The sequence below is a fragment of the Micromonospora sp. WMMD1120 genome, from assembly GCF_029626235.1.
In the GTDB taxonomy this organism is placed as follows: Bacteria; Actinomycetota; Actinomycetes; order Mycobacteriales; family Micromonosporaceae; genus Micromonospora.
Genome location: NZ_JARUBO010000005.1, coordinates 4,520,551 through 4,544,285, shown reverse-complemented (window position 1 = coordinate 4,544,285; position 23,735 = coordinate 4,520,551). Strand labels below are relative to the sequence as shown.

At 72.6% G+C, this 23,735-nt stretch carries 21 protein-coding genes and 1 pseudogene; 2 read left to right on the top strand and 20 right to left on the bottom strand.

Annotated elements, in window-relative coordinates; all coding sequences use genetic code 11:
* Positions 1 to 11 precede the first annotated feature (11 nt).
* A complete protein-coding gene (locus O7634_RS21245) occupies positions 12 to 638 on the bottom strand; it encodes a DNA-3-methyladenine glycosylase (RefSeq protein WP_278151861.1) in 627 nt (208 codons plus the stop codon).
* Positions 639 to 730: 92 nt separating this feature from the next.
* Here O7634_RS21245 and O7634_RS21240 point away from each other — a divergent pair, with 92 nt between their 5' ends.
* The gene (locus O7634_RS21240; RefSeq protein ID WP_278151860.1) at positions 731 to 1,156 is read left to right on the top strand and encodes a DNA-binding protein; all 426 of its coding nucleotides are present in this window, start codon (positions 731 to 733) and stop codon (positions 1,154 to 1,156) included.
* 146 nt (positions 1,157 to 1,302) lie between these two features.
* Entirely contained in the window at positions 1,303 to 1,656 is a 354-nt protein-coding gene (locus tag O7634_RS21235; protein WP_278151859.1) for an MmcQ/YjbR family DNA-binding protein, read from the top strand.
* Positions 1,657 to 1,700: 44 nt separating this feature from the next.
* On the opposite strand, the gene argH is transcribed toward O7634_RS21235, so the two are convergent.
* From argH to O7634_RS21140, 19 genes and pseudogenes are all read right to left on the bottom strand, one after another.
* Positions 1,701 to 3,164, bottom strand: coding sequence for an argininosuccinate lyase (argH, locus tag O7634_RS21230; RefSeq protein ID WP_278154039.1), 1,464 nt, complete (start codon positions 3,162 to 3,164; stop codon positions 1,701 to 1,703).
* A gap of 79 nt (positions 3,165 to 3,243) precedes the next feature.
* Positions 3,244 to 3,759 (bottom strand): arginine repressor, encoded by a 516-nt coding sequence (locus O7634_RS21225; RefSeq protein ID WP_278151858.1) that lies wholly within the window; start codon positions 3,757 to 3,759, stop codon positions 3,244 to 3,246.
* Positions 3,756 to 4,694 carry an ornithine carbamoyltransferase gene (argF, locus tag O7634_RS21220; protein WP_278151857.1) on the bottom strand — a complete coding sequence of 313 codons (939 nt, stop codon included), beginning with the start codon at positions 4,692 to 4,694 and terminating at the stop codon, positions 3,756 to 3,758. The genes O7634_RS21225 and argF overlap by 4 nt, the downstream gene beginning before the upstream one ends.
* Positions 4,691 to 5,920: an acetylornithine transaminase gene (locus O7634_RS21215; RefSeq protein WP_278151856.1), complete on the bottom strand. Its 1,230-nt coding sequence runs from the start codon at positions 5,918 to 5,920 to the stop codon at positions 4,691 to 4,693. The genes argF and O7634_RS21215 overlap by 4 nt, the downstream gene beginning before the upstream one ends.
* Positions 5,917 to 6,822 (bottom strand): acetylglutamate kinase, encoded by a 906-nt coding sequence (gene argB, locus O7634_RS21210; protein ID WP_278151854.1) that lies wholly within the window; start codon positions 6,820 to 6,822, stop codon positions 5,917 to 5,919. Before argB ends, O7634_RS21215 begins: the two co-directional genes overlap by 4 nt.
* Before the next feature lie 232 nt (positions 6,823 to 7,054).
* Positions 7,055 to 8,227, bottom strand: coding sequence for a bifunctional glutamate N-acetyltransferase/amino-acid acetyltransferase ArgJ (gene argJ / locus O7634_RS21205; protein WP_278151853.1), 1,173 nt, complete (start codon positions 8,225 to 8,227; stop codon positions 7,055 to 7,057).
* Complete coding sequence (argC, locus tag O7634_RS21200; protein ID WP_278151852.1) at positions 8,224 to 9,225, bottom strand: N-acetyl-gamma-glutamyl-phosphate reductase; 1,002 nt, start codon at positions 9,223 to 9,225, stop codon at positions 8,224 to 8,226. Before argC ends, argJ begins: the two co-directional genes overlap by 4 nt.
* A gap of 30 nt (positions 9,226 to 9,255) precedes the next feature.
* Entirely contained in the window at positions 9,256 to 12,012 is a 2,757-nt protein-coding gene (locus O7634_RS21195) for a hypothetical protein (protein ID WP_278151851.1), read from the bottom strand.
* Positions 12,013 to 12,113: 101 nt separating this feature from the next.
* A complete protein-coding gene (locus O7634_RS21190; protein ID WP_278151850.1) occupies positions 12,114 to 14,231 on the bottom strand; it encodes an NB-ARC domain-containing protein in 2,118 nt (705 codons plus the stop codon).
* Positions 14,232 to 14,238: 7 nt separating this feature from the next.
* Entirely contained in the window at positions 14,239 to 14,568 is a 330-nt protein-coding gene (locus O7634_RS21185) for a hypothetical protein (protein ID WP_278151849.1), read from the bottom strand.
* Between the two features lie 245 nt (positions 14,569 to 14,813).
* The gene (gene pheT / locus O7634_RS21180; protein WP_278151848.1) at positions 14,814 to 17,363 is read right to left on the bottom strand and encodes a phenylalanine--tRNA ligase subunit beta; all 2,550 of its coding nucleotides are present in this window, start codon (positions 17,361 to 17,363) and stop codon (positions 14,814 to 14,816) included.
* Positions 17,364 to 17,403: 40 nt separating this feature from the next.
* Positions 17,404 to 18,471 carry a phenylalanine--tRNA ligase subunit alpha gene (pheS, locus tag O7634_RS21175; RefSeq protein ID WP_278151847.1) on the bottom strand — a complete coding sequence of 356 codons (1,068 nt, stop codon included), beginning with the start codon at positions 18,469 to 18,471 and terminating at the stop codon, positions 17,404 to 17,406.
* Positions 18,472 to 18,684: 213 nt separating this feature from the next.
* Positions 18,685 to 19,541: pseudogene (locus O7634_RS21170) on the bottom strand (RNA methyltransferase).
* Between the two features lie 29 nt (positions 19,542 to 19,570).
* Positions 19,571 to 19,963 (bottom strand): 50S ribosomal protein L20, encoded by a 393-nt coding sequence (rplT, locus tag O7634_RS21165; protein ID WP_278151845.1) that lies wholly within the window; start codon positions 19,961 to 19,963, stop codon positions 19,571 to 19,573.
* 32 nt (positions 19,964 to 19,995) lie between these two features.
* Complete coding sequence (rpmI, locus tag O7634_RS21160) at positions 19,996 to 20,190, bottom strand: 50S ribosomal protein L35 (RefSeq protein ID WP_007458415.1); 195 nt, start codon at positions 20,188 to 20,190, stop codon at positions 19,996 to 19,998.
* A gap of 20 nt (positions 20,191 to 20,210) precedes the next feature.
* On the bottom strand, positions 20,211 to 20,858 hold the full coding sequence (gene infC, locus O7634_RS21155; protein ID WP_278151844.1) for a translation initiation factor IF-3: 648 nt from the start codon (positions 20,856 to 20,858) through the stop codon (positions 20,211 to 20,213).
* Positions 20,859 to 21,352: 494 nt separating this feature from the next.
* On the bottom strand, positions 21,353 to 21,826 hold the full coding sequence (locus O7634_RS21150; protein ID WP_278151843.1) for a PH domain-containing protein: 474 nt from the start codon (positions 21,824 to 21,826) through the stop codon (positions 21,353 to 21,355).
* A 667-nt stretch (positions 21,827 to 22,493) separates the two neighbouring features.
* A complete protein-coding gene (gene hisG, locus O7634_RS21145; RefSeq protein ID WP_278151842.1) occupies positions 22,494 to 23,339 on the bottom strand; it encodes an ATP phosphoribosyltransferase in 846 nt (281 codons plus the stop codon).
* A 48-nt stretch (positions 23,340 to 23,387) separates the two neighbouring features.
* Positions 23,388 to 23,651, bottom strand: a complete 264-nt coding sequence (locus O7634_RS21140) for a phosphoribosyl-ATP diphosphatase (RefSeq protein ID WP_053655491.1) — start codon at positions 23,649 to 23,651, stop codon at positions 23,388 to 23,390.
* Positions 23,652 to 23,735 lie beyond the last annotated feature (84 nt).

Genomic DNA, 23,735 nt, shown 5'->3' with positions numbered 1-23,735 from the left:
ACTCCACTGGGCTATCGGTTGGTCACACTTGTGGCCCGTCGGCGGGGCGTGTGCCGCCGGTAGGGGCTCACCGTGGGGTCGCCGGTGATCCAGAAGCGCCAGGGCACGTCGTGCGCGGCAGCAACCCCGACCCGCGGGCCGGCGGAGACGGCGGCTGTCGGCACCGGGCGGGTCGGCGGCGTGAGCAGCAGTGACCCGCTGCCGTCGAGCATTGACGTGCCGTTGGCGGACGCGCCGATCCCGAGCGCGACCACCAGCCGGGCGGGTCCGCGCGCGAGGTCACGATCGGACACCGTGGCACCTCGACGCGCGCGGGCGACCTGGACGCCGTCGACGACCTCCCCGGCACGCAGCAGGACCGCGGCCGCCTCCCCCTCGTCGCCGCACACGACGTTCAGACACCAGTGCACGCCGAACACGAAGTAGGTGTAGGCGTGCCCGGCGGGGCCGAACATCACCCGGGTACGGGGGGTGGGGCCCCGGTGGGCGTGCGAGGCCGGGTCCTCGCCGGTGCCCGCGTACGCCTCGACCTCGGTCAGCCTGATCCGCACCCCACCCGCGGCGATCTCCCAGCCGAGCAGGGTCCGCGCCGTCTCGGGCACCCGGGCGGCGGGGGCGTGCAGCCATGCGTAGTCCACCGGTACAGGAAACGTCGGGGAGCCAGAATCGACAACTCGACGTCGTTCAACATTCTGTTGACAACGCCTCGTTGAGGGTGTGTGCTCGGGACATGACGATCGACGATCCGTTCACCGCGCCGCACCCGGGGCGCGCCCGCGCCCACCGCACCCACGAGGCGCTGCGACGCATCAGCGAGCGACACGCGGGCACCGACAGCCGGCGGGGGCGCTGGGCCCACCCGTACGTGCTGGACCCGTGGGAGGCGGTGGCACTGGTCACCGCGCTCGCCGCCGGCGGGGCCGAGCGCGAGCCGACCGAGGAACCCGTCGACGCCGGGGATCTCACCGCCGCGCTGACCCTGCTCCCGCACGTCCGCGCCGAGCTGGACGCGCTGGAGGCCGGGCTGTTGACGCTGGCCCGCGACCGGGGCCTGACCTGGCAGGCCATCGCGTACGGGCTGGGTCTGGGCAGCGCACAGGCCGCCCGGCAGCGCTACGAGCGGGTCGCCGCCCGCTCCGCCGAGCAAACCCCCTGATCCGCCGCGCCACCCCACCCCACTTCCGTCGATCTTGTACTTTCCGACGGGACCTATGGGGCACAAGCGGCGTTTCGACGACAGCTAGCGCAAGATCGACGGGATCAGGGCCGGGGCTACCGGGCTGGAGTTACTGGGAGGCACCTGTGGAGCGTGTGGAGATGCTGGCGTACTGCCTGGCCAAGCCGGGAGCATGGCTGGACCGGCCGTGGGAGGGCGACGAGGTGGTGAAGGTGGGCAGCCGGATCTTCGCCTTCCTCGGCAGCGGCGAAGGCCGGCCGACGGTGGGCGTCAAGTGCGGGCCGACCCGCGAGGTGGCCGACGAGTGGCTGCACCGGCACCCCGACGACGCCAGCGTGATGGCCTACATCGGCCGGTCCGGGTGGAACACGTTGCGCCTGGACGGCGCGATCGACGCCGACGAGCTGACCGAGGCGGTCGACGCGTCGTACGACATGGTGGTGGCCAAGCTTCCCCGGCGGGAGCGCCCGACGGCCTGAACCGGCCGCGGCGCCGGCGGCGAGCGCCGACGCCACGGCCACCGTCAGCGGGGAACGACGGACTCGGCGGCCCACTCCCGCCAGCCGGCCAGCCGGTCCGCCGCGGCGGCGAGCTGGTCGGCGACCGGGCCGGGCCCGGTGGAGCCGGGGGTGATCCGGGCCGCCAGCGCCGACCGCACCGACAGCACGTCGCGCACCGACGGGTCGAGGTGCTCGCTCACCGCGGCCAGGTCCTCGTCGGAGACGTCCTCCAGCTCGCACTCGCGGGCGGCGCAGAGCGCCACCAGCCGGCCGGTGATCTCGTGCGCGTCACGGAACGGCACGTTGCGCCGAACCAGCCAGTCGGCGACCTCGGTGGCGAGGGAGAAGCCGACCGGGGCGGCGGCGACCAGGCGGTCCACCCGTACCGTCATCGTGGAGATCATCCCGGCCAGGGCCGGCAGCAGCAGCTCCAGGGTGTCGACCGCGTCGAAGGCCGGCTCCTTGTCCTCCTGCATGTCCCGGTCGTAGGTCATCGGCAGGCCCTTGAGCATGGTGAGCACCGTCATCAGGCCGCCGACCAACCGGCCGGACTTGCCCCGGGCCAGCTCGGCGATGTCCGCGTTCTTCTTTTGCGGCATGATCGACGAGCCGGTGGCGAACGAGTCGTCCAGCTCCACCCAGCCGAACTCGTGCGAGGTCCAGAGCACCACCTCCTCACCGAGCCGGGACAGGTGCACCCCGATCATCGCGGTGGCGAAGAGGAACTCGGCGACGAAGTCCCGGTCGGCGACCGCGTCCATCGAGTTGGCGAAGGACGTCCGGAAACCCAGCTCCTTGGCCACGGCCACCGGGTCCAGCGGCAGCCCGGAGCCGGCGAGCGCGCCCGCGCCGAGCGGACTGATCGCCGCCCGCTGATCCCAGTCGCGCAACCGCTCCAGGTCCCGCAGCAACGGCTGCACGTGGGCGAGCAACCAGTGCCCGAAGGTGACCGGCTGGGCGTGCTGGAGGTGGGTCATCCCCGGCGCGGCGGTGTCGACGTGCCGCTCGGCCTGCTCGACGAGCGCCTCCGCCAGCTCCACGAGGCGGCTGGCCACACCCCGGGCGTGGTCGCGCAGGTAGAGCCGCAGGTCGGTGGCGACCTGGTCGTTGCGGGACCGGCCGGCGCGCAGCTTGCCGCCGAGGCTGCCGAGACGCTCCAGCAGCCCGCGCTCCAACGCTGTGTGCACGTCCTCGTCGTCGATCGTCGGGCGGAACGCCCCGGAGGCGCAGGCGGCCTCCAGGTCGTCCAGCGCGGCCAACATCCGGCCCAACTCCTCAGGGTCGAGCAGGCCGGCGCCGGCCAGGACCCGGGCGTGCGCCCGGGAACCCGCGATGTCGTACGGGGCCAGACGCCAGTCGAACTGCACGCTCACCGACAGTCGGGCCAGCGCCTCGGCGGGGCCGCCCGCGAACCGGCCACCCCAGAGGCTCGTCCGGTTGGTGGCGGCGCTGTTCTCGGTCAGGCTCTTGTCGTCCACGCCGCCCATTGTGGCGGTCACCGTTCGCCACCGCCCAGCCGGGCGGTGGCCGACGCGACGGCGACGGACGTGAGGTCGTCCTGCTCGGTCATGGTGCGGTGTTCCCTTCCACGGTGTCCGCCCGGCGGGCCCAGCCGGCGAGCTTGTTGCCGAGGGCGGTGCCCCCGGCGGGGTCGCGGGACACGACCAGGATGGTGTCGTCGCCGGCGATGGTGCCGACGATCTCCGGTAGACCGGCCCGGTCCAACGCGCTGGCCAGATACTGGGCCGCGCCCGGTGGTGTCCGCAGCACGGCGATGTTGCCGCTGGAGTCCACCCCGTTGAGCAGTTCGTGCAGCAGGCGTACCAGTCGGGCCGGCGCGGCCTCGGCGTCGCGCAACGGCCGCTGACCGTCCTCGGGGATCACGTACACCGCCGGACCGTCGCCGCCGCGGACCTTGACCGCGCCCAACTCCTCCAGGTCCCGGGAGAGCGTGGCCTGGGTGACGCCGACGCCGTCACCGGCGAGCAGGTCGGCCAGTTCGGTCTGCGACCGGATCGCCGTGCCACGGATCAGCTCCACGATCCGGGCGTGCCGGGCCGCGCGGGTCAGCGGCGCGGTCATCGTCGCTCCCCCTGCGCCGCGTCCAGTAGGAAGGCCAGCAGCGCCTTCTGCGCGTGCAGCCGGTTCTCCGCCTGGTCGAAGACAGCGCTCTGCGGGCCGTCGAGCACCTCGTCGGTGATCTCCTCGCCCCGGTGCGCGGGAAGGCAGTGCAGCACTATCGCGTCCGGCGCGGCCTGGCCCAGCAACTCCTTGTTGACCTGGTACGGCAGGAACGGGGTGATCCGGTCCAGCCCGTCGGACTCCTGGCCCATCGACGTCCAGGTGTCGGTCGCAAGCACGTCGGCGTCGCGTACCGCCTGCACCGGGTCGGTGAGCACCCGCACCGACCCACCGGTGCCGGCGGCGATCCGCGTCGCGCGGTCCACCACCGCCGCGTCCGGCGCGAACCCGGCCGGGCCGGCGACCCGGACGTGCATGCCGGCGAGCGCCCCGGCCAGCAGGTACGACTGCGCCATGTTGTTCGCGCCGTCCCCCACGTACGCCAGGGTCCGGCCGGCGGTGCCGCCGCACCGCTCCCGCACGGTCAGCAGGTCGGCCAGCAGCTGGCACGGGTGGAAGCCGTCGGTGAGCGCGTTGACCACCGGCACGGTGGCGCCCGACGCCACCTCGGCGATCCGGTCGTCACCGTGGGTCCGCAGCACGATCGCCGCGACGTAGCGGGACAGCACCCGTCCGGCGTCGGCCAGCGACTCACCCCGACCGAAGTGGGTGACCTGCGTGTCCACGACCAGGGGATGCCCGCCCAACTCGGCGATCCCGACGTCGAACGAGAACCTGGTCCGCAGGCTCTGCTTGTCGAACAGCACCGCCACCGAGCGGGGGCCGGCGAGCGGTCGGTGGCCGAAGCGGTCCGCCTTCATCCGGGCCGCCAGGTCGAGCACCGTGGACTGCTCGGCGGGGGTGAGGTCGTCGTCGCGAAGGAAGTGCCGGGTCATCGAGTCGTCCCCGTCGTGGTGGTCTGGGTGGAGGGTTCGGTCGCCGCGCCGGCCGCCGCCGGCGCTGTCACGTCGAGCGCGGCGGGCAGCGCCGCGAGGAAGGCGTCCGCCTGGGCGGCGGTGAGGATCAGCGGCGGCGCCAACCGGATCACACCCGGCTGAACCGGGTTGACCAGGAAACCCGCCTCCCGCAGGGCCTCGGCCAGCACCGACGCCACCGGGGCGGTGAGCGACACGCCGAGCAGCAGCCCGGCACCGCGTACGCCGGCGATCAGCGGGTGGCCCAGCGCCTCGATGCCGCGACGCAGCCGCTCACCGACGCGCTTGACGTTGTCGAGCAGGCCCTCGTTCGCGATGGTCGCCACCACGGCGAGCGCCGCCGCGCAGCTGACCGGGTTGCCGCCGAAGGTGGTGCCGTGCGAGCCGGGGGTGAGCAGGTCCGCGGCGTCACCGAAGGCCACCATCGCGCCGATGGGCAGACCGCCGCCCAACCCCTTGGCCAGGGTGATCACGTCCGGCTCCACGCCCTCGGCCTGGTGCGCGAACCAGTGCCCGGTACGCCCGACGCCGGTCTGCACCTCGTCCAGGACCAGCAGCGCACCGTGCCGGGCGGTGATCCGCCGGGCCGCGGCGAGGTAGCCGGGCGGCGGTACCAGCACGCCGTTCTCCCCCTGGATGGGCTCCAGGATGACCATGGCGGTGGCGTCGGAGACCGCCGCGTCGAGGGCAGCGACGTCGCCGTAGTCGACGTGGGTCACCTCGCCGGGCAGCGGCCGGAACGGGTCGACCTTGGCCGGCTGACCGGTCAGGGCGAGCGCGCCCATGGTGCGGCCGTGGAAGCCACCCCGGGTGGCCACCACCTGACTGCGGCCGGTGAGCCGGGACAGTTTGAACGCCGCCTCGTTCGCCTCCGCGCCCGAGTTGGCGAAGAAGACCCGGCCGGGGCGGCCGGCGAGCGCCAACAGCAGCTCGGCCAGGGCCACCGGCGGCTCGGCGACGTAGAGGTTGGAGACGTGCCCGAGGGTCGCGACCTGCTTCGACACCGCCGCCACCACCGCCGGGTGGGCGTGCCCGAGGGCGTTCACCGCGATGCCGCCGACCAGGTCGAGGTATTCCCGACCGGCCTCGTCGACGACGACGGCGCCGGCGCCGGAGACCAGCGCCAGCGGCGGGGTGCCGTAGTTGTCCATCATGGACTGGGACCAGCGCTGCGCCAACGTGCTCACGACCCGACCATCCCGTCTCCCGGCACCACCATCGTCCCGAACCCTTCCGAGGTGAACACCTCGAGCAACGTGGAGTGCGCCACCCGGCCGTCGACGACGTGCGCGGCCGGCACTCCCCCACGCACCGCCCGCAGGCAGGCCTCCATCTTCGGCACCATCCCCGACTCCAGACTGGGTAGCAGCTTGGCCAGGTCGTCCGCGGCGATCTCGGAGACCAGGCTGGTGGTGTCCGGCCAGTCGGCGTACAGGCCGGACACGTCGGTGAGCACGACGAGCTTCCGCGCCCGCAACGCCACGGCCAGCGCCGCGGCGGCCGTGTCCGCGTTGAGGTTGTGCAGCACCCCCTCCGCGTCCGGCGCCACCGTGGAGATCACCGGAATCCGGCCCGCCTCGATCAGGTCGGTCACCGCCGACACGTCCACCGACTCGACGTCCCCGACCTGGCCGACGTCGACAGGCATCCCGTCCACGTACGCCGGGCGGCGCACCGCGGTGAACAGCCGGGCGTCCTCGCCGGAGAGGCCGACCGCGTACGGGCCGTGCGAGTTGATCAACCCGACCAGCTCCCGACCCACCTGCCCGACCAGCACCATCCGGACGACGTCCATCGCCTCGGCGGTGGTCACCCGCAGACCACCCCGGAACTCGCTGGCTATGCCGAGCCGCCCCAGCATCGCGGAGATCTGCGGACCGCCACCGTGCACCACCACCGGCTTGAGGCCGACGTAACGCAGAAAGACCATGTCCGCCGCGAACGCCCGCTGCAACTCCGGGTCGATCATGGCGTTGCCGCCGTACTTGACCACGACCGTGGAGCCGGAGAAGCGCGCCAACCAGGGCAGCGCCTCGATCAGCGTCTCGGCCTTGACCTGGGCACGGGCCAGGTCGCTACTCAAGCTCACAGTGCCGGCCCTTCGTTCGCGACTGCGGGACTCCGCTGCGCTGCGTTCCTCGCGCTCACCGTGCCCACCTTCCGTTCGCGACTGCGGGACTCCGCTGCGCTGCGTTCCTCGCGCTCACCGTGCCCACCTTCCGTTCGCGACTGCGGGACTCCGCTGCGCTGCGTTCCTCGCGCTCACCGTGCCCACCTTCCGTTCGCGACTGCGGGACTCCGCTGCGCTGCGTTCCTCGCGCTCACGTTGAATACGCCGAGTTCTCGTGCACGTACGCGTGGGAGAGGTCGTTGGTCCAGATCGTCGCCTCCGCGTCGCCGGCGTGCAGGTCGATCCGGATCGTCACGTCCCGCCCGGTGAGGTCCACCTTCGAGCGGTCCTCGGCGGCGGCGCCGCGCCGGCACACCCACACCCCGTTGACCGCCACGTCCACCTCGTCCGGCTCGAACGCCGCGGCGGTCGTGCCGACGGCGGCGAGGATCCGACCCCAGTTGGGGTCGTTGCCGAACAACGCGGTCTTGACCAGGTTGTTGCGGGCCACCGTGCGACCCACCTCGACCGCCTCGTCCTCGGTGGCCGCGCCGACCACGTCGATGGCGACCTGCTTGGTGGCGCCCTCGGCGTCGGCCACCAACTGCTGGGCCAGGTCGTGACAGGCCGCGGTGACCGCCGCGGCCAGCTCAGCCGGCGTCGGCTCGATCCCGCTCGCGCCGCTGGACAGCAGCAACACCGTGTCGTTGGTGGACATGCAGCCGTCGGAGTCGACCCGGTCGAAGGTGACCCTGGTCGCCGCCCGCAGCGCCTCGTCCAGCGTCGTCGGCCCGGCCACCGCGTCGGTGGTCAGCACGCAGAGCATGGTGGCCATCCCCGGCGCCAGCATCCCGGCGCCCTTGGCCATCCCGCCGACGGTCCAGCCGCTGCCCCGGGCCACTGTGTTCTTCGGCCGGGTGTCCGTCGTCATGATCGCCTCGGCGGCGGCCGGACCCCCGTCGCGGGACAGCGCGCGGATCGCCGAGCGCACCCCCGACAGCAGCTTCGGCATCGGCAGCCGCTCGCCGATCAGCCCGGTGGAGCAGACCGCGACCTCGCCGGCGCCCAGGAGCAGCCGTGGGCTGGCCGCCGTCAGCGCGGCGGCGGTGTGCTCGGCGGTGGCGTGGGTGTCCTGGAAACCCGCCGGGCCGGTGCAGGCGTTGGCGCCGCCGGAGTTGAGCACCACGGCGCGGACCACACCGCCCTGCACGACCTGCTGGCTCCAGAGCACCGGCGCGGCCTTGACCCGGTTGGTGGTGAAGACACCCGCCGCACCGGCATCGGGACCGTCGTTGACCACCAGGGCGACATCCGCGCCACCACTGGCTTTGAGACCGGCGGCCACGCCGGCCGCCCGGAACCCGCGAGGGGTGGTGACGCTCATGGAGCTACTCCCCACATCGACAGGCCCGCCGTCTCCGGCAGGCCGAACATCAGGTTGGCGTTCTGGACGGCCTGACCGGCCGCGCCCTTGCCCAGGTTGTCCAGCGCGCTCACCACGATCAGCCGACCCGAGTCGACGTCGACGGTGGCCTGGAGGTGGCACGAGTTGGAGCCGAGCGTCGCCGCGGTGTGCGGCCACCGCCCCTCGGCCAGCACGTGCACGAACGGCGCGTCGGCGTACGCCCGCGCCAGCACCTCCTGCGGATCGACGCCGCGCGCCGGCACGGCGGTGACGGTGGCCAGGATGCCGCGCGGCATCGGCGCCAGGACCGGGGTGAACGACAGGCCGGTCGCGCCGGTGGCCTGCTTGATCTCCGGTACGTGCTGGTGGGTGCCGACCCGGTACGGCGACAGGTCGCCCATCACCTCGCTGGCCAGCAGGTGCGGCTTGGCCGCCCGCCCCGCGCCGGAGGTGCCGGAGGCGGCGACCACCACCACGTCGGCCGGACTGGCCGCACCGTCGGCGATCAGTGGCGCGAGCGCCAGCGTGATCGCGGCGGCGTAACACCCGGTGTTGGCGACGCGGGTCGAGCCGGCGATCAGCTCCCGCTGGCCGGGCAGCTCCGGCAGGCCGTAGGTCCACTGCCCGGCGTGCGTGCCCCCGTAGTACTGCGCCCAGGCGTACGGGTCGGCCAGCCGGTGGTCAGCGCCGAGGTCGACGACCCGCACCTCGGCCGGCAACTGGGCCGCCAGGGCCGCCGACTGACCGTGCGGCAGGGCGAGGAAGACCAGGTCCGCGTCGGCCAGGGCGCCCGGCTCGGTCTCGCCGAGCACCAGGTCGAGCCCGGTCAGCTGCGGGTGCACCGCGTCGACGTGGTGCCCGGCCTGGCTGTGCGCGGTGGCGGCGACCAGGTCGAAGTCCGGGTGACCGGCGATCAGGCGCAGCAGCTCACCTCCGGCGTAACCGCTCGCTCCGGCGACCGCGACCCGGATCCCCATACCCACCTCCGCATGACTATGCAGAGAAGGCTAGCAGCAGGACGGGCTCACTGCAATTTTATGTGGAGCACTGCATGAATGTGCGGACATCGGGTACCTGTCGAGGAAATACGGTAACCAGCGCTGACAGAACGCGCCGAACGGCCGGACGGCCGGGCAGACCCGTCTGCTCAAACCGGACAGCGACACCGCGTCGCGCGCCCCGGTCCGGTGGAAGAGGCCGATCGTGACGCGGAAGACGCCACGTCGCACCGCGGACCGGACGCCGTCGGCCAGGATGCCGGCGTCCAGGTCGTCGACGGCGACCCCCCGCCGGAGCAGCTCACCGGCAACCGCGGGCAGCATGTTGTTACCGATGACCGTGATCAGTTTCGGGTTCGGCGCGAGGTCGAGCACCGGCGACGAGTAGCCGGCGCGGTTGACGAAAGCCTCGGTGAAGGGCAGGAGGACCTTCGTCGTACCCCAGCTCCCGACAAGCTCCGGCGCGCGGCGCGACACCTCGGCGACCAGGTGGAGCTGGGTGGCCAGGATCGCGTACCGGACCCGCGGACTGTCGGCCAGCAGTTGGGCGACCCGGAACTCCTCGGCGCTGAAGCAGAGCCGGGCGAGCCGGTAGACCCGGGCCAGCTCGCCTGCCTCACCGGTGGTCAGCAGGACGCGCCTCGCGGCATCCGGGCCATCGTGGCGCTCCTGGACCACGTCCGACCAGCGCGCCGCGAGCCGGTCCATGAGCTCCCGGCAGGCCTCGGCGTGCGTCCGGCCCCGCCGCAGCGCGAGCCGTTCGACGCGGCGGAGCAGGTGAGCGGCCGGCGAACCGGGGGTGGTCTGCCCGCGCAGTCGGGCGACGGCGGCCGGCAGGCTCCGGCCCGGCGTCAGCCGGAAGTAGCTGTCCAGGCTGTCCAGGTCCGCCGCGCCGAAGCGCACCGCCACCGGCTTCGCGGCCAGCACCCGCTGCCAGAAGTACGCGCTCAGCGCGGCCGGATCAGCGAGGACCGCGGCGAGGGCGCCCGACCCCGGCGACGATGCCTCCGACGGCAGCACCCGACGCACCAGGGTGCGGACGAAGTCGTCGTTGCGCGCTGTCACCTCGGGGGAAGGGGTCTGGAACCACACCTCGGACGCGAGCTTCGTGGTCTGCCGCTCCTCGTTCACCGACTCGAGGTAGGTGTCGAGCCTCGCCCTCTCCGGATGCGCCGGGCAGCGCTCGACCAGCGAGGAGGCCGCGAGCCGGGCGTACATCCCGAAAAGCGTGGTGGTGATCTCCCGGCCGGGCTCGCCCAGGTCGAAGAGGTCGTCGGCCAGTGCCGCGCCGAGCGCGGCGAAGACACACCCGGTGACCAGTGACCCCTCGTCCTCGATGGCGGTGGCCACCCAGCAGAGGTCGACGAGGAAGCGCCGCAGGGACCGCGCGGCGGCGGGTCCGTCGGTCGATCCCCACATCGGGCCGGCGGGCCGGGACGCGACCGCCGCCGATGTCAACCGCTCCAGTGCGACGAGCACGCGGTGCAGGTCCTCGGCGAGAACGTCGACGGGCCGGTGCGGTGCCGTGGACGCCGCTCGAAGGACACCGTCGAGGTCGTACCGCGCGACGATGTCCCGAATGTGCTCCGCCGTCATCTCCCGGATCACGATCCGCGCACGCTTGCGCACCTCCTCGCGCAGGTCGACGTAGAGCGGCATGTTCAGCGCGCCCTGCAGGTCGTACTGCATGCGCAGCACGAGTCGGCGCAGGACCGACGCGTCGTCCTCGACCGCCGTGGCCAGGCTGGCGCGCCGGAGCCGGTCGAGCGAGACGCCCGCGCTCTGCCGCTCGTACCAGGTCCGGAGACGGTCGTCGCGGAGGAGGTGACGGTCGGGGTCGACCACGAAGCCGGGCCGGGACGCGGCGGCCCGCAACGCCGCGACGATCCGCGGCGACTCGTCGGCGAGCAGGTCCAGGAAGGGACGCCCGTCCCCGCCCGCCAGCAGGAAGCGGTCCAGAGCCGACCCGGGTACGTCGCCGACGCCGAGGAACCCGGTGCCCTCGTCGGTCCGGTGGAACGCCGCCATGATCGCGCTGCGGGGTCCACCGGCGGAGGTGCGGTAGCGGTGGTGCACCAGCCGGCTCGCGGCGAAGATCGTGTGGCAGGGCGCCGCCAGGTCCTGAAGGTGGACGACCCGCGGGAGGCCGTCGTCGAAGAAGCGGGCCTGGGCGGCGAGCGCCTCGTCAACCCTGTCCCGGGACGGGAAGATGCAGCTGTCCTCGTCGCTCCACACGTTGCCGGCGTCATCGGTGAAGCACTGCCGCAGGAGCTGGTTCGTGCGCGGCAGGTAGGTGAGTCCCTGCCCCGAGGGCCCTCGACCGCTGCCCATCGTCCAGGTGACGATCACCTTGAACTCGTCCATGAACGGGCTGTTGTCGACGTGCAGGGTGTTGTCCCGGGCCACCACGTCGATCGGCTGGGTGTCCTTCGCCCGCAGGTCGATGATCTTCACCGGGCCGCCGAGGGCGTACGCGACGAGGGCGACGAGCAACGGATGAGCGAACGACTCCCGGAACCCGGGGTCGTCGATCAGGGAGCCCACGTCCGCGACGTTGAGGTAACTGTGCAGCGAGCCACGGCTGCCCCTGGCGTCGATCGCCGCGTCGTACGCCCGCCGCGCGGCATCGAAACGCTCGGACGGAACCAGCCCGGCGAAACTGAGCGCCCCCTCCGCCGCCAGGTTGTCCCGCAGGGACGCGAAAGTGCTGCGGAGCAGCCGGCCGTCCGGCTCGTGCCGGCAGATTCGGTCGACGACCGCCGCCAACTCGGATCGGAACCTCGTGCCGTCACGGTCCGGCCGGAGTTGTCGAAACGAGGCAGGGCTGGCCACCTCGTCCGCCGCAACGAGCGGAGCGTACCGGGGACTCATGGCGCCGGCGTCCCGACCACCCGGCTCGACTGGGTCAGGTCCGGATAGTGCTCGAGGCGGGCCAGCGCCCGTCGCACCTCCTCCACCCCGCTCGTGTCGCCGCTCTGACCGTACGCCTGCTCGAGCTGGCCGAGGATCGTCCGGACCGAACGGAAGTTGCCGAGGGACTCCTCCACCCGCCAGGCCCGCTCCAACCAGGTGCACCCCTCCGCGAGATCCCCGGACGCGAGGCCGGTCGCGCCGAGGAGCCGCAGCGCCAGCGCCCGGCCGTAGTCGTTGCTCCGCTCCTCGCACATCGCGAGGCTGCGTAGGCCGAGCGCTCTCGCCCACGAATGGTGGCCCGCCGCGGTCAGGGCGCGGGCCGCGTCGTAGAGGCCACGGGCCTCGCGGACGACGTTGTCGCTGGCGCGCGACTCCCGGGCCGCCCGCAGCCCCCAGCGCAGCGCGTCCCGGTGGTCACCCGAACGAAGCGCCAGCTCCGCCATGGCGTGTTGCGACGACGCCAGGCCGGAGAGGTCGCCGGCCGCCTCGTCCAGGGCCATGGACGCACGTAGCTGTTCCTTCGCGGACTCCAACTGCTCGACGTCCGCGAGGGCCCGGCCCAGGCCGCGTCGGGACAGCGCCTCCATCGCCGGGTCACCGGCGACCGCCGCGGCGACGGCCTCCCGTTGGATGGCCAACGTCCTCGTCACGTCCTGTCGCCAATAGAGGAACGTGTTGACCGACCAGGCGAATCGGGTGACGAACGTGAAGTCGCCGTCGGCGCGGGCGGTCTCGGTCAGATAGCTCATGGCCGGAGTGATCGACTCGAACCAGGCGAGCGCCTGCGGCACTGTGAAACTGGTCGTGCTGGTGATCGTCCGCAGCTCCCGGTCCAGCGACAACGGGCTACGGTGCGGATCGATGGCCCGATCGGCGGCGTAGCTCAGTGCCAGGTAGACGGCGCGGACACGGCGCGCGACCCGCTCCTGTTCTTCGTCGCCCAACGCCTGCGCGAGCGTCTCCGCCAGATATGCCTTCATGATGTCGTGGAAGCGGTAGCGGCCGGGGCTGATCTCGTCGATGAGGGACGCCAGGCACAGGGTGCGCAGCCGGCGGTCGCAGTCACGCTTGGGCTGGTCGAGGACGAGGGCCAGGACCGCGACCGGGCATTCGTTGCTGGGCAGCATCGACGCGACGTAGAGAACCCGCGTGGTCGCGTCGTCGAGATCGTCGAGCGACCAGGAGATGACCCGCCCCACCTCGATGCCCAGGCCGGCGTCGTCGAGGAAGCGGAGCGGGCTGTGCTCCTCCTCGATCCCCCTGGCGGCGTCACTGATCGTCCAGCTGGTCTGGATGGCGAGCTTCGCCGAGACGATGGCCAGAGCCAACGGATGCCCCTCCAGAAGTTGGACGATGCGTTTGGCGGCGGCCTCCTCCCGATCGGCACGGACGAACCCGACACGCTCGGCGATGAGCTCGACCCCCTCGTCGAGGGTCAGCAGCGGAAGCTTGAGAACCCGGGCGTCGTGTCGAACACTCATCTCGGGGATCGCCCGACGGCTGGTGACCACCAGCACCGACCCGAGGCCCGGCACGAGGTCGCGGACCTGCTCATAGGAGCCGACGTTGTCCACGATGACGAGACAACGTCGGCCCGCGGTGACGGCCCGGAAGATGCCGCCCCACTCCGCCTCGTTGTGGGGCAGGTCCGACCGGTTGATCCCGAGGGTGGCCAGGAAACTCCGCAACGCGTCCCGCGCCTCGATCCGGGGCGTGCCGGAGTACGCGCACATGTCGACGAAGAACTGACCGTCGGGGTAGTCGGCGATCCGCGAGCTGGCCCAGGCCAGGGCGAGCGTGGTCTTGCCGGAGCCGGCCAGACCCCAGAGCATGCAGCAGCGCGAGCCCGGCCCGGTCAGCGCCTCGTCCATCTCGCTGAGCAGGTGGTGTCGGCCCACGATCCGACCGATGCCGCCCGGGAGCATGTGTGGGGGCTCGGGGGCGTGCGCCACAGTGCGCGGCTGCTCGACGTAGATCGCCCCGGACGTGCCGACCTGGAGGACCTGGTGCGCCGACAGGCCCTCGGCCACGTTGTGCGACGAGCGTGCGGAGGTGGGCTCCATCTCGGTCATCGTCGCGCTACATCGTGATGTCGCCGACGCGCTGGGCCTGCACCAACTTGCCGACGGTGCTGGTGGCCACCACGTTGGTGGCGCCGCCGGTCGACGGGATCTGCTGCCGCAGCTCACGCAGGAACTCCGGGTCCTCGGCCAGGCATCTGCGCAGCAGCGCGCTCAGAATCGTCAGATCGTCCGGCGAGGCGTCGCCGCGCGCGGCCCGGTCCAGGGACTCGATCGCCGTCCCCGGCTCGGCCTGGCGGAGGAACCGTCGACGGATCAGGTCGACGAGCGCCGCCCCGGACCCCTCAGCGATCTTGACGAGCACCCCGGAGACGATTGCCTCGATCATGCGTTGCTCCCTGCCGTGGAGGCCGTGCGACCACTGTCGACGCTCACCTTCGCGAGGCAAAGGCTACCGACTCGTGTCGACAGCGGGAAGCTCCTCGCACAGCCACTCCACCGGGTGGATGGTCCCCGTCGGGTCGGATAGGCGACACGCCCGCGTCGACGTCACATCCGCCCGGTGTCGGCGCCCTCCGGCGGACCGAGACGCGGACCGGCCCTCCCTGTCCTCGGGAGGGCCGGTCACCGTGGTCAGGCGCCGCGCAGGGTGGCGCCGAGCCGCTCCGCCGCGACGGCGACCGCCGCGTCCCGTGCCGCCACCGCCTCCTCGACGGTGAGCGTGCGGTCCGGGGCCCGGAACGTCAGCTTGTACGCCAACGAGCGCCGACCCTCGCCGAGCTGCGCGCCCGCGTACACGTCGAACAGCCGGACGTCCTCCAGCAGCTCGCCGGCGCCCGCCTCCAGCGCCCGACGGACCTGCTCCGCCGGCACCGAGTCGTCCACCACCAGGGCCACGTCGATGAGCGCCGGCGGGAAACCCGAGACCGTCGGGGCGGGCGTCACCGGGCTCGACGGCAACGCGTCGAGGTCCAGTTCCATCGCGCTGGTACGGCGGGGCAGCTCCAGCGCCGCCACCACCACCGGGTGCAGCTCGCCGGCGTGCCCGACGACGGTGCCGTCGACCCGCACCTCGGCGCAGCGACCCGGATGCCACGGGGCGTACTCGGCCGCCCGCACCTCGACCCGCTCGCCGGAGATGCCGGCGGCGGCGAGCACGTCGCGGGCCGCCTCGATCGCGTCCGCCCAGCCGGCCGGTCGACCGGCGCCCCACCAGCCGGCCGGGTCGAGGTCGCCGGCGAGCACCACCGCGACGTGCACCGGCTGCGCCGGTACCACCGCGTCGGCGGCGGCGAACTCGGCGTCGGTGGGGCGTCGGTCCACCCCCAGGGCCGGCGGGCTACCCGCGCCGAGACGCGGGTGGAACACCGCGCCGATCTCGTAGAGGGCGAGATCGCGGTGCCCCCGACCGAGGTTGCGCTTGAGGATGCCGAGCAGCGGGCCGAGCAGCGTGGTGCGCAGCAGCGGCTCCTCCTCGGACAGCGGGTTGGCCAGCCGCACCGCGGGGCGGCGCGGGTCGTCGGCCGGCAGGCCGAGCTGGTCGGCCAGCTCCGACGACACGAACGGGTGCGCGAGCACCTCCACGTACCCGCGCTCGGCGAGCGACAGGGCGACCGCCCGGCGGCGGCGCTGGCGCGGCGTCAGGCCACGCCCGGGGGGCGCGGTCGGCAGCACCGACGGCACCCTGTCGTACCCGTCGAGGCGGACCACCTCCTCGACCAGGTCGGCCGGGTCGGTCAGGTCGGGCCGCCAGGTCGGCGGGGTGACGCTCAGCACCGCCCCGGCGCCGCTGGCCGTGCCGACCGCCCCCGGGTCCTCGGAGAGCCGGTCCGCGCCCTGCGCGACGGTGCAGCCGACCTGCTCCAGCAGGGCGACCACCCGCGCCGGCGGGTACTCGACGCCGACCCGCCGGGTCGGCAGGTCCGCCGGCAGGGTGATCGGGGTACGCGGCCGGACGTGGTCGATGTCCAGGATCTCGTCGCCCGCCGTGCCACCGCCGTGCTCGGTGAGCAGCCGCACGGCCCGCTCCAGCGCGACCAGCGCCACGGCGGGGTCGACGCCCCGCTCCCAGCGCTTCGCGGCCTCGCTGAACAGCTTGTGCCGGCGGGCCGTCCGGCCGACCATGGCGGGGTCCCAGTGGGCGGCCTCGAACAGCACGTTCGTGGTGGTTCCGGTGACGACCTCGCTGGTCTCACCGCCCATCACCGCCGCGAGCGAGATGGGACCGGTGTCGTCGCAGATCACCATGTCGTCGGCGGTGAGCACCCGGTTGACGCCGTCCAGTGTGGTCAGCTTCTCCCCCGCCTCGGCGCGACGGACCACCAGCGGCCCGGCGATCCGGTCGGCGTCGAACGCGTGCATCGGCTGGCCCAGTTCCAACATCACGTAGTTGGTGATGTCGACAGGCAGCGAGATGGTGCGGATGCCGGCGGTCACCAGCCGCTGGGCCATCCACGACGGGGTGGGCGCGGCCGGGTCGACACCACGGACCAGCCGGGCGGTGAACCGGTCGCAGCCGACGGTGTCGCGGACCTCCACCGGGTACGCCGGAGTCCCGGTGCCGCCCGGCGCGGGCACCAGGGCGGGGTCGTGCAGCGGCACGTCGAACGCGTGCGACAGCTCCCGGGCCAGGCCGCGCAGGCTCAGCGCGTACCCCCGGTCGGGGGTGATCTCCAGCTCGAACACGACGTCGTCGAGGCCGACCACCGGGCGCGCGTCGTCGCCCGGCTTGGCCGTCGCGTCCGGCCCGAGCACGATGATGCCGGAGTGGTCGTCGCCCAGGCCCAGCTCCTTGGCCGAGCAGATCATGCCGGCGGAGTTGTGCCCGTACGTCTTGCGGGCGCCGATGGCGAACCCGCCGGGCAGCACACCGCCGGGCAGGATCACCACGACCCGGTCACCGACGGCGAAGTTGCGGGCCCCGCAGACGATCTCCTGCGGCTCGCCGGTGCCGTTCGCGTCACCGACGTCCACCCGGCAGAACCGGATCGGCTTCTTGAAGCCGGTCAGCTCCTCGATCTCGCGTACCTCGCCGACGACGAGCTGGCCGGTGACGCTCTCCCGCAGGTCCACCACGGACTCGACCTCGATGCCGAGGTCGACCAGTGCCTGCTCCAGGTCGCCGGTGGGCAGATCGGCGGGGAGGTCGACGTACTCCCGCAGCCAACTGACAGAAACTCGCATGACTCAGACCACCGTTCCCGTGTCTCGTACCCGCATCGCCCTACGCCCCGGTCCCGAGCGCGCGGCTGAACCGCACGTCGCCCTCGAAGAGATGGCGGATGTCGCTGACGCCGTGCCGGACCATCAGGGTCCGGTCGATGCCCATGCCGAACGCGAATCCGGAGTAGACCTCCGGGTCGACGCCGCAGGCGCGCAGCACCCGGGGGTTGACCATGCCGCAGCCGCCCCACTCGACCCACTGCGGGCCGTCCCGGTGCTCCGGGAACCACACGTCGAACTCCGCGGACGGCTCGGTGAACGGGAAGTAGTGCGGTCGCCAGCGGGTCTTCGCCTCCGGGCCGAACATCGCCCGGGCGAAGTGGTCGAGGGTGCCCCGCAGGTGGGCCATCGTGATGCCCTTGTCGACGACGAGCCCCTCGGCCTGGTGGAACACCGGGCTGTGGGTGGCGTCGATCTCGTCGGTGCGGTAGACGCGACCGGGCACGATCACGTAGATCGGCGGCTTGCGGCTGAGCATGGTGCGGGTCTGCACCGTCGACGTGTGCGTTCGCAACACAAGCCCGGAGCCCTCCGGCGCGATGTGGAAGGTGTCCATCAGACCGCGTGCCGGGTGGTCGGCGGGGATGTTCAACGCGTCGAAGTTGACCCACTCCAGGTCGACCTCGGGCCCCTCGGCCACCTCGTAGCCCATCCCGACGAAGAGGTCGCCGATGGACTCCATCAGGGTGCTCAGCGGGTGCCGGGCACCTCGTGGACGCCTGTCGAAGGGCAGCGTGACGTCCACCCGCTCCTCGACCAGCACCCGTTCGGCCTGCTCGCGCTCCAGCACCTCGGCGCGGTCGGCGTACGCGGTCTCGATCGCCCGGCGGGCCTCGTTGACCCGCTTGCCGGCGTCGGACTTCGCGGCCGGCGGCAACGCGCCGATCTCCCGGCGCGCGAGTGAGACCGGAGACCGGTCACCGAGGTGCGCGGGGCGCAGCGCGGTCAGCGCGTCCGGGTCGGCCGCCGCGGTGAACGCCTTGGTGGCGTCCGCGACGGCCTCGTCCAGGGCGGCGGGGTCGAGCAGGGCGACCTGCTTCGGGTCGTACGGATCGTTGCGGTAGCTCATGGCGTACGGGCACTCCCTCACGGCGGCGCCAGCCCTCGTCGGGGCGGCGAAGCGAGTCTACGGACGCGCGGCTGTGCCGCAGCCCGCCGGTAGGAGTTGCGCAGGGAGCAGGTCAGGCCCGCCGCCCGCCGACACCGGCGGGCTGGCTAAACGAACGCAATGTCGCGTTCATGGACGGACGCTCTCCCCTGCTGTCAGTCGCGCCGGAGGCGGTCACCTCAGCGCTGCGCTCTCGCTGAAGCGTACAGGCAGACGGCCGCGGCGGCAGCAAGGTTCAGGCTCTCGGCGCGCCCGTGCAGCGGCACCCGCACCCGCGCGTCGGCGGCGGCGGTCAACGCCTCGGGCAGGCCGTGCGCCTCCGAGCCGAACAGCCATGCGGTGGGCGCGGCCAGTCGCCCGGCGTCGGCGAGGTCGTCGAGGTCGCTGTCGCCGTACCCCGTCGTGGCCAGCACGGTGAGCCCGGCGGCCCGGAGCGCGTCGACCACCGCCACCGGGTCGGGCGCGCGGACCACGTCGACGTGGAAGAGGCTGCCGGCCGAGGCGCGGACACACTTGCCGTTGTACGGGTCGACGGCGTCCCCGGCGAAGACCACAGCGCCCGCCCCGGCCGCGTCGGCGGTGCGCAGCACGGTGCCGGCGTTGCCCGGGTCACGGATCTCGGCGAGCACCGCCACCAGCCGGGGCGCTCCCGCGAGGGCCCGCTCCAACGGCACGTCCAGGTGCCGGCAGACGGCGACCAGCCCCTGCGGGGCGACGGTGTCGGCCAGCGCGGCGAGGGCGTCGTCGGTCACCTCGGAGACCGGCACGTCGGCCCGGGCCGCCGTGGCGGCCAACTCCGGGTGCCGGTCGAGGGCCGCGGGCGTACCAAAGAGCTCGGTGACCACCCCCGGCCGCGCCAGGGCCTCGCGGACCGCCTGCGGGCCCTCGGCCAGGAACCGGCCGGTGGCGTCGCGGTCCCGCCGGCGGTGCAGCCGGCGGGCGGCGACAACCCTCGGGGTACGCGGGGTGAAGGCCATGGTGTGCGTTCCTCCGGCACGATTGAGGCGCCCCCCGGACGGTGCTGCCGACACGGGAGACGCCTCGCTCTGGTGCGTGGGGATCAGGCGGCCTGAGCCGCCGCGCCGCCGGTGCCCTCGGCCGCGACCGCGGCCCGGGCCAGCTCGACGATCGCCGCGAAGGCGGTGGCGTCGTTGACGGCCAGGTCGGCCAGGATCTTGCGGTCGACCTCGATGCCGGCCAGACGCAGGCCCTGGATCAGGCGGTTGTAGGTCATCCCGTTGGCCCGGGCGCCCGCGTTGATCCGCTGGATCCACAGCTGCCGGAAGTCGCCCTTGCGGTCGCGACGGTCCCGGTAGGAGTACTGCATCGAGTGCAGCACCTGCTCCTTGGCCTTGCGGTACAGCCGGGAGCGCTGACCACGGTAACCGCTCGCGGTCTCCAGCAGGGTACGGCGCTTCTTCTGGGCGTTCACAGCCCGCTTGACGCGTGCCATCTCAACTCCTTCTTAGGTAAAGGTGGCGCGCGTCAGCGGCCGAGCAGCTTCTTGATGCGCTTGACGTCGGCCTTGGCCAGCACGACCGTGCCGGTCAGCCGGCGGGTCTGGGTGGAGGGCTTCTTCTCCAGGTTGTGGCGGAGGCCGGCCTGCTGGGCAACGATCTTGCCCTTGCCGGTCACCTTGACCCGCTTACCCATCCCCGTGTGGCTCTTCATCTTGGGCATGTGGAACGTCTTCTCCCCTGTTACTCGCCGCTGGTGGCGGCGGTGCCGGTGTCGCCGGCTGCTGCGGTCTCGCCGACCGCCGCGGTCTCATCGGCTGCCGGAGCGGCGGACTCGTCCGCGGCCCGGTCCCGAGGACCACCGCGGGACGCCGTGGCGGCGACCGCGGAGGCCTTGACGGCCCGGTGCGGAGCGAGAACCATGATCATGTTTCGGCCGTCCTGCTTGGGAGCGGCCTCGACGTATCCCAGGTCCGTGATCTCGGATTCGAGCCGGCGCAGGAGCCGGTAACCCAGCTCCGGGCGGCTCTGCTCGCGACCGCGGAACATGATCGTCACCTTGACCTTGTCGCCCGCCTTGAGGAACCGCACCACGTGACCCTTCTTGGTCTCGTAGTCGTGCGGGTCGATCTTCGGTCGAAGCTTCATTTCCTTGATGACGGTCTGCTGCTGGTTACGCCGCGCTTCGCGCGCCTTCAGTGCGCTCTCGTACTTGAACTTGCCGAAGTCCATGAGCTTGCACACCGGCGGGCGCGCCATCGGCGCAACCTCGACCAGGTCCAGATCGACGTCCGCGGCCAGCTGCAGGGCGCGCTCCAGCGGGACGATGCCCACCTGCTCACCCTCTGGGCCGACCAGTCGGACCTCACGTGCCCGGATCTGCTCGTTCACGCGTGGTTCGACGCTGATGGGGCCTCCTCGAGTCGTTTCTGCTCAGGTGCCGACCCCCGTCGGCCCCCGGGAGGGAACCGACCCGGAAAACAGAAGGCCCCGGCGCATGCCAGGGCCCACTCGACCGGTCGGCACGTGATCACAGGATCACACGCCCGGAACCAGGACGTGCCCGGAACCGGTGACCGGACCCGGCCACCGTGGCGGCGACTCGGGTGGGAGCAGGCGCTCCGCTTTCGAGGCTGTCTGCTCGCACGCGGAGACAGCCTGGTCGACTCGACAACACTACACCGCCGCCCCGGTCACCCCCAAACCGGGACACCCGGGGCGCCGGCGCGAATGTTCTCCACCACCGCCCCGGCCGACGCCGCCGCGCTGCGGCCGGTGCATCAAGACCCGTGCACTTTCCCTGATGGTGCTGCATCCGGGCCGCCGGAGGCAGCACCATCAGGGAAGTTGTCCGGATCTTTGCGGGCCGGGCCGGCGGGCGGCGGTCAGCGGCCGGCGGCGCGCTCGGCGAGCTGGGCCTGATGGGCCCCGTGCAGGCGGCGCAGCGCGCGGACCCCGTCGACAGCCAACTCCTTGTCGGCGGCCTGCAGGGCGACCATCGGCAGCAGGTCGTCGTCGTGCAACTCCAGGCTGGCCCACGGCGCGCCCCGGTCGAACCGGACACCCCGCACGACCTCCCAGGGCAGCTCGTAGGAGCTCAGCACGTTACGCACCCGGACGCCACGGGCGTCCGCCTCCACCCGGGGGCGGGTGAACAGCAGAAAACCCAGCGCCCCGAAGATGCCCAGACCGATCATGGCGATCTGGTCGCCGCGCTGGAAGCTGCCGTAACCGCTGCCGGTCGGCCCGCTCAACGAGGTGGCCACCAGACCGAACACCAGCACCAGGGCAACCGCCGCCGACCAGCAGACCACCCGGATGCGGCGGGGCTTCAGGCGGACCAGCTCGGTTTCACTCACCCCACCAGTCTGCCACCCGCACCCGCCCCGCAGACGCGCCACCCGCCGAGCCAGCACCCTCCGAGCCCGCCCGCCGATCGCCGCTCACGCGCACACACGCGCGCGCTCACGCGCTCACGCGCGCACGCGCGCACGCGCGCACGCGCGCACGCGCGCACGCGCAAGATCGTGCTCGATCCAGGATCTAGTGGTCTCGTTGGAGAAGGAGGCCACTCGACCCTGGATCGAGCACGATCTTCCTGGTTCCCGCTGCGTTGCCGTGCGTCGCGCGCCTCGGGGCCCGCGCGCAGTCCTCAGCACCGTCCTCAGCACCCGCGACGACTACGCGATCGCCCGAACCAGGCACGTCCACCGGGCGACGGCGCACCTTGTCGTGTCCAGGCCCAGACCCAGGGGCGAGAGATCCACTCGGGTTCATGAAAACGGGGGTGTCCGCACGCCAGGGACACCCCCGTTTTCTGAAACCCGAGTGGATCAGCCGCTGAGGCCGCCTCACGGACGCGAACGGCGCCGGGCAAGGGACACGGACAGCGGCGGGGCGGCGACCGTCACCGCGCCCAGAGACGGAGACGGAGACGGAACCGCAACGCGGACGGCCGCGGGCGGACGGGAACGCAGACGGGACGCAGACAGCCGCGGTTCGTGACGGGGACGGGGACGGGGACGGTCAGAGGCGGCAGGCGTGGATGTTGGTGACGAGGATGGCGCGGGCGCCCAGCTCGTACAGCTCGTCCATGATGCGGTGCACGTCGTCGCGGAGCACCATCGCCTGCACCGCCACCCAACCCTCGCGGTGCAGCGGCGACACGGTGGGCGACTCGATTCCCGGGGTGAGCCCGCTGGCCCGGTCGAGCAGACCGGCCGGCACGTCGTAGGCGAGCATCACGTAGCGGCGGGCCACCAGCACCCCGTGCAGGCGGCGCAGCAACTGCTCGGCCTGCGGGTGCCCCGGCGCGCCGGCCCGGCGGACCAGCACCGCCGACGAGCGCAGCAACGGCTCGCCGAAGACCACCAGGCCCGCCTGGCGCAGGGTCGCGCCGGTCTCCACCACGTCCGCGATCACGTCCGCCACACCGAGGCGTACGGCGTTCTCGACGGCGCCGTCGAGGCGGATCACGTCGGCCTTGACCCCCACCTCGCCGAGGTGCCGCTCGACCAGTCCCGGGTACGCGGTGGCGATCCGGTGACCGCCCAGGTCCTGCACGGAGGCGATGTCGTCGGGGCGGGCCGCGAAGCGGAACGTGGCCCGGCCGAAGGCGAGGTCGACGACCTCCTCGGCCGGCGCGGCGGAGTCGATCAGCAGGTCCCGGCCGGTGATGCCGAGGTCGAGGTCACCGGAGCCGACGTAGGTGGCGATGTCCTTGGGGCGCAGGTAGAAGAATTCGACGTCGTTCGCCTCGTCGCGGCAGACGAGGTCCTTGGGGTCGGTGCGCTGGCGGTAGCCCGCCTCGCGCAGCATCTGGGCGGCCGGTTCGGCCAGGGTGCCCTTGTTAGGAATGGCGACACGCAGCATGACGGAGTGCTCCTTCGATCCGGGTGGCGATCAACGGGTTGGGGGCACTCACAGATGTCGGTAGACGTCCTTGAGGTCGAGACCGGTGGCGAGCATCAGCACCTGGACCTGGTAGAGCAGTTGGGAGATCTCCTCGGCGGTGCGCTCCGGGCCCTCGTGCTCGGCGGCCATCCACGACTCGGCCGCCTCCTCGACGACCTTCTTGCCGATGAAGTGCACCCCCTTGTCCAGGGCGGCGACGGTGCCCGAGCCCGGGGTGCCGGCGGCGGCCTTGGCCTGCAGCTCGGCGAACAACTCCTCGAACGTCTTCACGGGAGGCGATTCTTCCAGCCGGCCGCCCGTGGCCCCGCGCCCGGGTCCGCCGGAACCCAGCAAGCGGACAATTTCCTACTAATC